The organism is Plantactinospora sp. BB1, assembly GCF_003030385.1.
Lineage (GTDB): Bacteria > Actinomycetota > Actinomycetes > Mycobacteriales > Micromonosporaceae > Plantactinospora.
On sequence record NZ_CP028159.1, the window covers coordinates 6,783,936 to 6,797,185 of the forward strand.

Annotated in this window: 10 protein-coding genes and 1 tRNA gene; 5 read left to right on the top strand and 6 right to left on the bottom strand. The window is 69.8% G+C overall.

The window, feature by feature from the left end; all coding sequences use genetic code 11:
* The first annotated feature begins 228 nt into the window (after window positions 1–228).
* The gene (locus C6W10_RS29645) at window positions 229–2,085 is read left to right on the top strand and encodes a CocE/NonD family hydrolase (RefSeq protein WP_107262426.1); all 1,857 of its coding nucleotides are present in this window, start codon (window positions 229–231) and stop codon (window positions 2,083–2,085) included.
* Window positions 2,086–2,562: 477 nt separating this feature from the next.
* Window positions 2,563–2,656, top strand: a tRNA-Thr gene (locus C6W10_RS29650).
* A gap of 167 nt (window positions 2,657–2,823) precedes the next feature.
* On the opposite strand, the gene C6W10_RS29655 is transcribed toward C6W10_RS29650, so the two are convergent.
* Complete coding sequence (locus C6W10_RS29655) at window positions 2,824–3,624, bottom strand: alpha/beta fold hydrolase (RefSeq protein ID WP_107262427.1); 801 nt, start codon at window positions 3,622–3,624, stop codon at window positions 2,824–2,826.
* 92 nt (window positions 3,625–3,716) lie between these two features.
* On the opposite strand from C6W10_RS29655, the gene C6W10_RS29660 reads away from it, so the two are divergent.
* Entirely contained in the window at window positions 3,717–4,385 is a 669-nt protein-coding gene (locus tag C6W10_RS29660; RefSeq protein ID WP_369937173.1) for a winged helix-turn-helix transcriptional regulator, read from the top strand.
* Between the two features lie 4 nt (window positions 4,386–4,389).
* A complete protein-coding gene (locus C6W10_RS37605; RefSeq protein WP_159104805.1) occupies window positions 4,390–4,737 on the top strand; it encodes a hypothetical protein in 348 nt (115 codons plus the stop codon).
* A gap of 131 nt (window positions 4,738–4,868) precedes the next feature.
* On the opposite strand, the gene C6W10_RS29670 is transcribed toward C6W10_RS37605, so the two are convergent.
* From C6W10_RS29670 to C6W10_RS29695, 5 genes are all read right to left on the bottom strand, one after another.
* On the bottom strand, window positions 4,869–5,486 hold the full coding sequence (locus tag C6W10_RS29670; protein WP_107262428.1) for a GNAT family N-acetyltransferase: 618 nt from the start codon (window positions 5,484–5,486) through the stop codon (window positions 4,869–4,871).
* Between the two features lie 498 nt (window positions 5,487–5,984).
* Complete coding sequence (locus C6W10_RS29675; protein ID WP_107262429.1) at window positions 5,985–6,188, bottom strand: cold-shock protein; 204 nt, start codon at window positions 6,186–6,188, stop codon at window positions 5,985–5,987.
* 214 nt (window positions 6,189–6,402) lie between these two features.
* The gene (locus C6W10_RS29680) at window positions 6,403–6,627 is read right to left on the bottom strand and encodes a hypothetical protein (protein ID WP_107262430.1); all 225 of its coding nucleotides are present in this window, start codon (window positions 6,625–6,627) and stop codon (window positions 6,403–6,405) included.
* A 1,079-nt stretch (window positions 6,628–7,706) separates the two neighbouring features.
* Window positions 7,707–9,029 (bottom strand): hypothetical protein, encoded by a 1,323-nt coding sequence (locus C6W10_RS29690; RefSeq protein ID WP_159104806.1) that lies wholly within the window; start codon window positions 9,027–9,029, stop codon window positions 7,707–7,709.
* Between the two features lie 12 nt (window positions 9,030–9,041).
* Window positions 9,042–9,554: a SigE family RNA polymerase sigma factor gene (locus C6W10_RS29695; protein ID WP_107262433.1), complete on the bottom strand. Its 513-nt coding sequence runs from the start codon at window positions 9,552–9,554 to the stop codon at window positions 9,042–9,044.
* Between the two features lie 199 nt (window positions 9,555–9,753).
* Between C6W10_RS29695 and C6W10_RS29700 the strand changes: the two genes are divergently transcribed.
* Window positions 9,754–13,203, top strand: coding sequence for a S8 family serine peptidase (locus tag C6W10_RS29700; RefSeq protein ID WP_234361477.1), 3,450 nt, complete (start codon window positions 9,754–9,756; stop codon window positions 13,201–13,203).
* Window positions 13,204–13,250 lie beyond the last annotated feature (47 nt).

Here is a 13,250-nt window from a genome sequence, read left to right on the forward strand (position 1 = left end):
GGTCAGCGCGGCGCTCGTCGGTGATCGGCGTGTACGACGCGGGGCAAGGACGGGCGCGTCACAGGCTGGGGCGGCTGAACCCTCCGCCGTGTCCTGACTCTCACCTAGATCTTCGACAAGCCCTGAACCGAGTTCGACACACCAGGCCGAGATCTGCGCCCGTACGTAACTTGACGGCATCGGCCGGCGCGCGTCTGTCTGATCCCCAACGCAGAAAGAAGGGTACACATGCCAACCTCGAAACGGCGAGCTGTCTCCGCCGCGGTCGCACTCGCGACCGTGCTCGTCGTCACCGGTGCTCCCGCCGCGTCCGCGACCGCGAGGCCGGCGATCGAAGTCTCCGGCGGGCTGACGCAGCCCGTCTACTCCTACCAGGACGCTATTCGCGAGCACGTCCGGGTGCAGTCACCGGTCGACAGTGACAACGACGGCAGCAAGGACGTGGTCCGGGTGGACATCATCCGACCGAAAGAGACGAGGTTCGGGCTCAAGGTGCCCGTGATCATGCACGAGAGCCCGTATTACGACGCACCGGGTGCTGGCTTCGAGCTGGACCACAAAACCTACGACGCGAACGGGGACCTGACGAAGTTTCCGCTGTTCTACGACAACTACTTCGTGCCGCGCGGCTACGCGTTCGTGTCCGTCGACATGATCGGCACCCGGTTGTCAGACGGCTGCCCGACCTCCGGCGGCCGGTCCGACGTGCTTGGCGGCAAGGCGGTCATCGACTGGCTGAACGGCCGGGCGACCGCTTTCGACGACAGTGGCAATCCGGTGAGAGCCACCTGGACCACCGGGCGTACCGGGATGATCGGCCACTCCGGTGAGGGAGCGCTCGCCATTGGGGTCGCCGGCACCGGGGTGCGAGGGCTGGCGACGATCGTGCCGCTCGCGGCGCCGAGCAACTGGTACGGGTTGTGGCGCGCGAACGGCACCCTCACGGATACCAAGGGCGGACAGGCGTGGCTGGCCACGATGGTCGACGAGGATCCGGACGAGAAATGCGCGGCGGTCCACCAACGCATGACCGCTGGCTCGGACGATGCCACCGGCAACTACAACGCCTACTGGCACGAACTCGACTACCGGACCGGGCCGGTGTCAAACGCCCGCAACGTGCGCGCCAGTGTCTTTCCGGTGGTGGGAATGCAGGACCGGAACGTGATGGCCGACCAGTTCTTCACGTGGTGGGCCGCGCTGCCTCGCGACGTGCGACGCAAGGTGTGGGTGACACAGTACGGGCACCTCGACCCGTTCTGGGCCCGCCGCGACGTGTGGGTCCACACTCTGCACAAGTGGTTCGACCACGAACTGATGGGCGTCCCGAACGACATCATGCGGCAGCCGCGCGCCGACGTACAACTCGGCCCGGACCGCTGGACCACCCAGGCCGACTGGCCGGCGCCGACGCGAACGGTGACCCTGCGACCGCAGCATGACGGCTCGCTGGACCGGACCCCATCGACCGGCACCGGCAGCTACCTCGACACCCTGCAGACCGAGGCCGCGATGGCCGACGACCCCGGCACCACCAACCCCAACCGGCTGGCGTACCTGACCTCACCGCTGCGGAGCGCGACACGGCTGTCCGGGACGCCGTCCGTGAGCCTGCGGGTCACGCTGGACAAGCCGACCGCCAACCTGGGTGTCATGCTCGTCGACTACGGCCAGGACACCCGCATCCACGGTGCGGACCCCATGGGGCAGGGCCTCAAGCTCATCGACGCCGAAGACTGCGTCGGCGCGAGCACGGCCGATGACGACAGTTGCTACGTCCGGGCCGCGGACAACACGGTGACATCCGGCTTCCAGGTGGTCGCCCGGGGATTCATGGACGCGCAGAACCACACGTCGCTCCGCCGCTCGACACCGCTGACGCCGGGCAGGTCGTACCAGATCACCTGGTCGATGCTGCCGCAGGACTACGAATTCAAGGCAGGGCACCGGCTGGGCGTGGTGCTGACCGGAACGAACGACGACGTCACCGATGCCGAAACCGGTACGGGGACCAGGGTCACCGTCGACCTGGCCGGTACCTCGATCTCGCTGCCGCTGGTCACCGGTACGCCCAGCGGGAAATAGCACGACCGATCTATGCGTACGGTCGCGGCCAGTGTGGTCGCGACCGTACGCATGACGTCTCGGGCGTCCCGAGTTCACCAGGCCATCATCGACGCCGACTGCAGGCCTTGGTGATGCGGGGTTTGTGCCGTTGTTCTACGAGAAGGCCACCGCGTGGCCGTGCAGCCACCGACCAGCCCGGCCGGTAGCCGAACCTGCTACTGCTTGACCGTGCCGAACTCGCGCGGGCCGAGCTCGACCGTCACCTCGACGAAGTCGCGCCCGGGCTGGCGCAGCGCGTCCTTGCGCCACACCAGCACCTACTCGGTGACCGGATGCGTCGTGGATTGGCACGAAGACAACGTCCAGGGCACCAACCTGCGCCAGTATCCGCTCACTGACGGACCCGGGCAGGCGCCCCCGTTTACCCCCCGAAAACCCGTCCCGAGGGTTGACTACCAGTGACAGGCGACGATCGGCACAGGATAACGTCTGTGCAGCTCAACGGCAAGATGCGACCACCGATGACAAGTCCGGGAGGGCGACGGTTGGTAACCGTGTGTCGCAGGTTCGAATCCTGCCGGGGGCACCATTCCGACAAATCACGACTTGACACACCCTGTCCGAATCGCTAACACGCCGCCCGGCTGCGGGGGACCCGGCTTGCCACCCGTCGGTGGTGAGATTCGACTGGTCGTTGGCGAAGTCGCGGAGCGTCGCCCCTCAGGGGGCGATAGGACGAGCGCCGTCGTGTAGATCTCAGCGCGATAGGAAACGCTCCAGTACCGAGGAGAGGGCCACGGGATCGGCGACGTGCGCCTGACCATCGATGATCAGACGCTCGGCTTTCGGGATCGTTGCGGCGATTGCGTCGGCGGCCTCGTCGAAGAAGCCGGGTTGCAGTCCACCGGTGTGGGGATCGGGCACGGCGCCGGTGGCCACGAGTGTCGGCTGTGTGATCCGTGCCAGCCGCGCGGCCGGCGGCCGGCCGTCGCCCAGACAGGCCGCGTCGTAGGCGAGTGTCGGCGCTAGCACCGCCAGGCCCGACCACAGTGGTGAGTTTCGGGCCGCGGCGATGTCGTCGTCGGATGAGCCGGCCAGACGCATGAACAGTGCGATCGCGTCACCTCTGCGCCCCTCGCGAAGGGCGACTCCAAGCTGATCCACGTACTGCCCGAAGCGTTCCTGAACGGCCTCCTCCATCATGTAGGGCACCTCGTAGACGGCGATCTTGTCGATGGTCAGCCCGGCAGCGGCGGCTTCGAGCACGAGCGCGCCGCCGGAGGAGACACCGAACAGATGGGCCGGACCGGCCGCCTCGGCGATCAGCGCGGCAATGTCTTCGATTTCGCGCTGCACGGCGTACGGCAGGGTGTCGGCGCTGGCGCCCCGGCCGCGGCGGGCGTAGTTGAAGACGGTGAAACGCGACGCCAGTTCGGTTGCGAGTGGCGCGTTCTCCGAGCCGTCGTCCAGACCTCCGCCGACCAGGATGACGGCCGGCCCCCGGCCCACGCGTTCGTACGCGATCAACGTGCCGTCTTTCGAGGTCACATGGTTCATGTGGGCGTCCTTCCATGAGCGAGGCGCCGAGCTGATACTCCTACATTAGGAGCAGCGACATCGTATGTGAAAGCGTACGCTACTGTATAGATGTGCGAGGATACGATGACCCGTGTGGGATCGCCCGAGCGCTGGGTGCCGTCGGGGAGCGGTGGGCGCTGTTGGTCGTACGCGAGCTGATGTTCGGGCCGAAGCGGTACGCTGACCTGCGCCGTGGACTGCCCACGATGAGCGAGAACGTGCTGTCCCAACGTCTGCGTGAGCTGGAGCGAACCGGGCTTGTTCTCCGGCGCCGGCTCGGACCGCCGAGCAGTGCGTGGGTGTACGAGTTGACCGCCCGTGGTCGCGAGTTGGAGCCGGTTCTGATCGCCCTGGCCCAGTGGGGCACCCGGATGCGGCTCGACGCCACGATCACCTCCGACTTGAGTGTGGACGCGCTCGTCTTCGCGTTGAAGACCACGTTCGATGCCGCGACCGCCGGTGCGTTGGAGACGACGTGTCAGCTACGGCTCGGTGCAGACCGCTTTCACGCGCAGGTTTCCGACGGGCAGTTCCAGGTCGCGCGTGGCGAGGTCGACAACGCAGAAGTCACGATCACGGCAACGCCGGCAACCCTGCAGAGTCTGGTGTTCGGCGACCGGTCCCTGGCCGATGCCGAACATGTCGGCGATGCCGCAGTTGAGGGCGACCACCAAGCGGCAGAACAGCTGCTCCGGTGCTTTCCGCGTACCGTCCCGTTCAGCCCCGCCGTGTCGCCGTAGCGCCATGTCAGCAGCCAAGCCAGTGATCGTGATCGGCATCCTGGTCCGGCGACTGGCGGCGGCGATCGCATCGGCTGGGGTTGTCGGCGGCGACGAACTTCCGGGCCATCAGCATTCCGACCGCGAATCGGGGCAGGACAACCGTCCCCTCGACAACACATCCCTGGCAGGCAACCCCGGGCGGTGGCGAGCGGTAGTCGACGCCACCACCGCACGGCGGGGCGGACGATGTCAGTGCGGTCGAAGCGATCCGTCGGGCCCTCCCCGCCCTCACGAGGAACGGCACGGGCTGTCCGTGCTGGAGGAGGGGATCGAACCGTTCATGCGGGTCGTCATGGAAGCGCGACGGTGATCGCACGCCTTCGGGTGTTCGAGCACGAGATCGAGGCGGCGCTGTCCGAGGAACTCGAATCCGACAAGCGCTTCTCCGGGGACGGTGCGCTCAGGGGCTGCTACTCCACTCCGTGGCGGCGCAATCCTGCCTCAGCAAGCGCCACGAAGCTCCTCCCACATCGCCCGGGTCATCTCGTACTCGACCTCGCCGAGGTCGGCTCCCGGCAGCGGGGCATCCCAGCTGGGGAAGTACGTGCGGACGTAGCGCATACCGACGGCGTTCATTACGCCTCGGGACCCGACGTTCACGGTCATGGTCTGCGCGATCACCCGGTGCTGCCCGACGACGTCGAAGGCGTGCCGCAGCAAGGCGCGGGATGCCTCGCTGGCCAGCCCTTTCCGCCAGTACCGGCGGACGAGGCGGTAGCCCAGGTCGGCAACGGTCGGGTCGTCGGGTTGGTCGGGGCCGTGCGCCGGTGGAAGCATCATGAGCCCGACGAAATCGCCCTCGTGCTCATCCGTCGGCGACGTGGAGTCACCCGCGCCGCCGTCAGACCCGAACGCCATCCAATATCCCAAGCCGTCCACCTTGCGTGCCAGCGCCATCCGCTGTGCATGGGACGCGACCACCTCGTCCCTGGATCGCGCCCGGCCACCGAGGTAGCGAAGCACCTCCGGATCGGAGTCGAGCTGGATCTCCAACTCGAGGTGCCGGTCGGCAAGGGGGACCAGCAGCAGACGGTCGGTACGCAAGATCGGTTGAGGCACCCGGCAACGATTCCATCATGCGGTCACCAACGCGACCCGATTTGCCGCAGGTCACGCGCACCCACCTATCACACAGTCGTTCGGTGCGGCGGCACTTCTGCTGCAACAGTGAACGGGTGGCGCAACCGACGCATCGCCACCTCACCGCAGTCGAATATCCGAGGCGCGGGCCGCTCTTCTTCCGCGGTGGACGGAGCAAGAAACTGTGCCGTGCGACCGCGGGCAACGGCAGGGGTCGGGCCAGGGAGGCGCGGTACGCCGGCAACCGGGTGCCGGTCGCCGCTGAACCCGCCGGAGACCGTCGTCGGGTGTGCGTTGGGGGTGCGTGGTGGCGTGGTGATCACGGCTGTGCTGTGCCTTCCTCGAACGGCACGTCGCAACGAAGGCAGGGGCCGCAGGCCACGGGACATCGCAAGAACGAACCGGGACAAATGATGATTGGCCAATCGCCGAACGGTGGCCCGCTGAACCAGTCGGGCCGCCGTGGCGAGGCGTGGATCAGAGCGGACGGATATCCGACGCCTGCAGACCCTTCGGGCCCTGGGTGATGTCGAACTCCACCCGCTGGTTCTCCTCAAGGCTGCGGAAGCCGCTCGCCGAGATCTCCGAGAAGTGGGCGAAAACGTCGGCGCCACCGTCGTCCTGGCTGATGAAGCCGAAGCCCTTGTCGCCGTTGAACCACTTCACTGTACCTGTAGCCATGTCTGCTCCTTCGCAGGCTGTTGGAGTCCGCACCGTACGGACTCGCACGCCGCCGCGTTGATCACCCGCGTCGGAAACGACATGAAAACGAAAATGCGCCCGATGGTTTGGATAACCCATCAGGCGCCGAAACGTCTACGGAAATCAAAACTGCAACCGGGTAACCATAGCACAGAATTTGTCTCGCTTTGCCAGATCCGTGCGCACGGCTCCCTCACAGCACTGCACCGCGAGGGGCGACTTCGATCGCTGCGACGCCTCGGCCGTAGAGTACGACGAGCCGATCACCGTGTGTCGTGTGCAGCACTCCCGAATCCTGCGCCAGGGTCGAGATCACGTGCTCCACCAGCTCGTTCTCGTCGGAGACCTCCGGTTTGTCGTACGTGATGTCCATGCGGTCGCCGCCGATGAGCCGGACGCGTAGCACAGTGGTTGCCATGTCCTAGAAGCTAGTCGAGTGGGAAGGCCAGGGGCAGTAGCGCTATCCGGCTCCTCCGACGGACACCGGCCGAGGTCGTGTCGATCCGCGCCGAGGCGAGCCACCTTCCACCGGGGCCTGCCCACCCTCGGCTGGCCCCGGAGCCGGTCCTCTGGGCTGGCGGCGGCACCGCCGGGTGTAGTGCGGGTAGGGTGGATGGTGGATCCGGCCGTCAACATCGTTGGCAGGCCAGCGCCTACCGGGCGTGCTGCTCAGGTCTCGGCAGTGTCCACAGGACAACCTCCAGGTTTGAGGGCCGAGCGTTGGCAGAGCATCCGATCGCCATCGACACTCCAGCGTGCTGACGGGCAACGCCGCGTCCGTGGCCGGCGACGACCGGCGACGGCGTGCGGCAGACCATCGTGCGCGAAGACATGGTGGGCGTCCAGCGGCTGGTCATCCCCTCGCCAGGCCGTTGCGGCACGACCACGGCAGGTGGGCACCGATCTGCCCGGCCCGAACGAGCAACACCCACCCACAGGAGAAGGACATGACTATTGTGTCAGCCCCGCCCGCAGTCTCTCCGGCCCCATTGCGCGAGCCCACCAAGACCCTCCGGGAAAAAGGGGCAGACAGTTTTCACGCCGTGCTCGCCGCGGTCCTGGCCGCCGGGCTGGAGGGTGCTCTCGCAGCGGGTGACCACCAGCGAGCGATCGGCTTCATCAACCGCGGCTTCGCGGAAGGAAGCCCGCAGCTGGGCTGCGACCTTCTCTGCCGGGCCATCTCGGTCGTCGGGACAGCCCGGACCTGGACCGTGCAGCTCGCGCCGCTGCGATCACGGTAGCTGCCTCGAACGGAAGGTCCGTCGCGTCACGAGTCGCCACTACGCGTTCACTGCCCGGCCTTCCGGAACGCATCTGCCGGCCGTACGGCCCACCTGACCGGGGCGGCGGCCCGCCATGGTGCTGGTGACTCGCGTGCCAGGTCGCCTGACTGTCGCCAGCCGGTGGGTCGGGGCACCGGCAACGGTGACGCCCCGATCCCCGACCTCCGGCCCGGTACGTGGCGGAGCCCGGTCCACCACCGCTATCCAGGTCCCGTCACCGGCAGCGCCACACCACGGCCTGGATCCTGCCCTGCGCGTCGTCCGACTGTCCGGCGATGGTGCGCCCGTCATCGCTCAACGTGTTCGCGATGGTGCCGAGCCCGCCCGGCGGCTGGTCGGCGAGATCCGGCAGGACCACCGTGGCGGTGTCGGTGCGGAGTACCGCCCGGCCCTGCCGGTTCGTGCCGACCTGCCAGCCGTGCGCGTTCGTCGTCTCGGCACCGAAGCGCAGCTCGGCGAAGACGCGTACCTCACCGGTGCGGAGGTTCCACCGGACCGCCCGAGCCACGCCTGCCTCGCCGGGGTCACCGGCACCCTGCAAGCCGGTGGCCGCTGTCTCGACGCTCGCCACGCCGATCGCCCAGCCGCCGCGGACGCTGCGGACGGTCGCGGTCGCGGCCGGCTTGCCGTCGAGGGTCGGCATCGGAAGCGGACGGTGGGTGCCGTCCGGGAACCAGACGTACGGTACGACCGCTGCGATCCCCGCCGCAGACGGCGCGGTCGTCCCGCCCATCGACATGGTGCCCACCACCGTGCCGTCCTCGTCGATGTCCCGGGCCGTCGCCTTCGACGCACCGGTCGGCAGCGGCAGCCGGCGCGGCTCGGCGGTCGCCGACTGCCAGACCAGCGCCGCATCGTCGGAGTCGTCCCCGACGATGGCGCCGGCATTGTTGATCGCGTAGGCCGAGCCGCGCCGTACGCCGGGGAGCTTCGACACCTTCCCGTCGTGGTAGACGTACGGGACCGGGCCGGTGTCCGCCTCGCCGTCACCCGCGAAGCTCCAGCCGACCGCCGTACCCGTCGAGTTGACGTCCTGCAACGACTCTTCCAGATCGCCGGGGAGCAGCACCTTGTCGGCCCTGCCGTCGTGCCAGATGACCGCCTGGTAGCCGCCCGCCTTCGGGTACGAGCGTCCGACGAGGTACCGGCCGGTCGGGTCGGCGCCGGAGACCAGTGCCGCCGGGGCGTCGTCCGGCGCGGGTAGCCGGTCGAGCGTGCAACTGCTGGGCGGGGTCGCTGCCGGGGCGGTCCAGCCGGCGGTGCCGGGAATCGCGCCCGCCGCCTTTGCCGGGGTGGCGGCGGCGCTGCCGGAGGTACCGGTCGCGACCGCCTCCGTGGGTGGCGGGTTCCGGAGTACTCCTGTCGCGACCGACGCGCCGACGAGGGCGAGCGCGGTCACCGCGGCGGCGCCGGTGTACCCGACGGTGCGGCGGACACGGCGCCGCCGCCCGTCGGCGATCGCCCGCCGCACGTCCACAGTGGAAGGGCTCTGCGGCTCGTCGTCCAGCGACATCAGCAGGTCAATATCGTTCGGCATGTTGTCGACTCCTCAGTTCAAGGCGGGATGACGTACGAACCCCCGCTCGTCGAGCAGGCGTCGCAGCGTCGCCAACCCTCGGGAGGTCTGGCTCTTGACCGTGCCGGACGAGCAGCCGAGCATCCTGGCCACCTCGTCGACCGGCAGGTCGTAGAAGAACCGCAGCACCAGTACGGCCCGCTGCCGGCGGGGTACCCGGGCCAGCTCCGCCCGGATGACCTGACGGTCCTCGATGCCGTGCTCCTCGGCCGGCTCCGGCTCCGGCACCTTCTGGAAGAGCCGGACCCGTGCCCAGGCCAGCCGCCGCTCGTCCAGGTACGTCCGCACCAGCATGGTCCGGACGTACGCGTCGAGATGGTCGGCCGCCTGTGCGCGCTTCCACTTCACGTACAGGGTGGTGATGGTCTGCTGGACTAGGTCGTCAGCGCGGTGCTCGTCTCCGGCCAGGAGGTACGCCAACCGTCGTAACGCGGGAATCCGCGCCGTGACGTAGTCGACGTACTCCCTCTCCGAGGCATCCCGCATCGTCCGTTCCCCTCCGTTGGGTCATCCCCCCTCAGACGGGCCCGGGCGGCCGCCCGGTTGTCCGGTCCACGGATCTGCCCGGCGTGATTTCCGGATCCACCGGCCAGGCAACCCCGGGACGGTCCGAACCCTTCCAAGGGACGTGAATCTCTCGATGGATGGCGCGTGGCTGCGCAGGCGCAGGCGCAGACGCCAACTGATGGTCGGGCTACCCACCGTGGCAGTGTTGCTGGCGGCGTCCGGGCTGGCCCTCCCCGGCACCGCGGACGCGGGCCAGGGCGGTACCCGGGACGCGGCGACCCTCGCCACCCCGGCCCCGCTGCTCGCGGCCGGGCGGACGTACACGGTGACGCTGTTGACCGGGGATGTGGTGACGGTCCGGGGCACGTCGTCGGGCTGTCCCACGGTGAGCGTGCGCCCGGCCGAGCCGAGCGGCGTGCTGAGCCGCAGTTGCGGCCCGGACGGGCACGTACGGGTGGTGCCGGCCCGGGTCGCCCCGCTGCTCGACACGGTGCTTGACCCGGCGCTGTTCGACGTGACCACGTTGATTCTCAACGGCTACGACGACGCCCGTACCCGGGAACTGCCGCTGATCGTCCGTCCCGGCGGGCAGGCCCGGCAGGCGAAGGCCGACCCCCTCGTCACCGGCCTCACCGGACTCCGCGAGCTGCCGAGCATCGCGGCGGTCTCGGGCCGGCACGCGAAGGCGGCGAGCGCGGCGTTCGTCAGGTCGCTGGCCGCCACCCGCCCGGCCGCACTCCGCTCGTCCGACTCGTCGCCGAAGGTGTGGCTGGACCGGCGGGTCGGGGCGACCCTCACCCCCGCCACCGCCACCCCAACCACCCTGACGACCGGCACCGGCACCGGCACCGCGAGCGGGCGGTGGGACCGGAACCTGCGCCAGATCGGTGCGCCGCAGGCGTGGGACGCCGGCTACACCGGCAGGGGTGCCCGGGTCGCGGTGCTGGACAGCGGGATCGACGCGACCCACCCGGACCTCGCGGGACAGGTCGCGGAGAAGAAGGACTTCACGGCCGACGGCGGTGACGCGGGCGACCGCCTCGGCCACGGTACCCACGTGGCGGCCACGATCGCGGGTACCGGTGCGGCCTCGAACGGCGCCCGGCGGGGTGTGGCGCCCGACGCGCGCCTCGTCGTCGGCAAGGTCCTCGACGACAACGGCGAAGGTACCGACTCACAGGTGATCGCCGGGATGGAGTGGGCCGCGAGCCGTGCCGACGTGGTGAACATGAGCCTCGGCGGCTGGGAGCCGAGCGACGGCACCGACCCGATGTCGCTCGCGCTCGACACCCTCGCCACGCAGACCGGGGCGCTCTTCGTCGTCGCGGCCGGCAACTCCGGACCGCTGCACGGTACGGTCGCCGCGCCGGGTGCCGCCGCCAGCGCGCTCACGGTGGGCGCGGTCGACGGCGACGACGTACTCGCCGACTTCTCCAACCGGGGACCGCTGGTCAACACCGGTGCCGCGAAGCCGGAACTGGTCGCACCGGGCGTGGACATCGTCGCCGCCCGGGCCGCCGGGACGACCCCGGGCCGGCTGCTCGACCAGCGGTACGTCTTCATGTCCGGTACGTCGATGGCCGCCCCGCACGTCGCCGGTGCGGCCGCCGTGCTGGCCCAGCGCCATCCCGGGTGGAGCGGGGGGCGGCTCAAGGCGGCGCTGACCGGCGCCACCGCCCCGGTCACCGACGGCGACACGTACACCAGCGGTAGCGGACGGCTCGACGTGGCCCGGCCACTGTCCGGAGTGGTCAGCGCCGAACCGTTGGTCAACCTCGGCACCTTCGGCTACCCGCAGTCCGGCACGGCCGAGGCGAAGCTGTCCTGGCTCAACACCGGAGCCACCCCGGCTGGAGTCGACCTCTCGGTGGCGGTCACCGACCAGAACGGTGTCGCCGGGCCGGCCGGTGCCGCCGTCCTCTCCGCCCGTCAGGTGAACCTCGCCCCGGGGTCGAGCGGCGGCGTCACGCTGCGCGTCGACCGCGCCGCCTTCGCGACCCGTCCCGGCCGCTACACGGCCGTGGTCACGGCCCGCGTCGGCGGTCGGGTGGCAGCGCGTACGCCGGTGACGTTCCAGGTGGAGGTACCCAGCCACGATCTCACCGTCGAGACGACCGCGATTCCCGGTGCTCCGGACGGGGCGACGGGGTGGGCGACGGTGGTGGTGGTCAACCTCGACGACCAGGCCCGCTACACCCAGGTCGACGGCGGTGAACCGGGCAGCACGCTGACCTTCCGGGTGCCCGCCGGCCGGTACAGCGTGTTGGCGACGTTCATCTCCTGGTCACCCGAGGACGAGCGGTCGGTGCTGGCCGGCGACCCGGACCTGACGGTCGCGGGTGACACGTCGCTGCGACTCGACCTGACCAGGGCCCGCCCGGTCTCGGCGACCGTGGACGGCGTCGCCACCGAGGCGGTCTCGCTCGGCCTGACCTACCTCCAGTACCCCCGCCGGGGTGTCGGCTGGTACGACTTCGTCTTCGCCTGGGGCGACGCGGCCAGGGCGGGGAACGTGTCGGCGGTACCGAACGACGGGACCGGCATCGGGACGTTCGACGCGTACGCGGCCTTCGGTCTGGTCGCGCCGGGCAGCGGGCAGAGCCCCTATCTCTACGACCTGATCCACCGGTTCGACAACCACATCCCGGCCGATCCCGCGTACCGGGTCACCGCTGCCGAGCATGCCACCCTGGCCCGGATCGACCAGCGCTTCCACACGCTGGACCGCCCGGACTCGGTGACCGGGCACAAGCGGTACGGCTTCGGCCCGGAGGGGGTGTACATCGCCGAGACGTACACCGAGTCGCTCTCCGGCGACCGGGTCGACTACGTGTCGTCCGGCGTCGACTGGCTGGACGAGGCGTTCTGGGACGGGATCGTCACCCAGGAGGCGCCGAGGCGGTACGCGCCGGGCAGCCGGCAGCCGAAGGTCTGGGTCCGGCAGCCGCTGCGCTCCGACTGGTACGACGACCCGGCGGTCTCGCCGAGCGCCTGCGCGCCCCGCGCACCGAGCCGTACCAGCGGCAACCTGCACATCGAGGTCGTCACGCTGACCGACCAGCACGGGCGGTTCGACTGTCTCGCCGACGGTTTGGACCTCGACATCCCGCGTACCCTCACCCTGCAACGTGACGGGCGGACGGTGGGCCAGGTCGACGCCTCGATCGCCGACTTCGCCGTGCCACCGCAGGCCGCCGACTACCGGCTGAGCTACGAGATCGACGCCAGCGCCGCCCTGCCGGTCTCCAGCCGGGTCAGCACCGCCTGGACCTTCCGGTCCGCCGGACCCTCCGGCACCGGCAGCGTCTCCCTGCCGCTGCTGTCGGTCGACTACGACCTGCCGCTGGACGGGGCGAACCGGCCGATCGCGTCCGGCGTGGCGACCTTCGCCGTCCGCCAGGCGCACGGCGTGCCGGCCCAACCCATCACCGCCTTCACCCTCGCCGTCTCCCTGGACAGCGGCGCGAGCTGGCGGTCCGTCCGCGTCGACCGGTCGGCCGACGGCAGCTACCGGGCCCGACTGCCGCAACCCGCCGCCGGCCAGACGGTGTCGTTGCGGGTGACGGCGCAGGGCAGGGCCGGTAGCGGCATCGAGCAGACCATCCTGGACGCCTACCGGGCCGGATGACCCTTCCGGTACCAATGCCCGGGGCCCACGGACGGCAACTGTCCGTG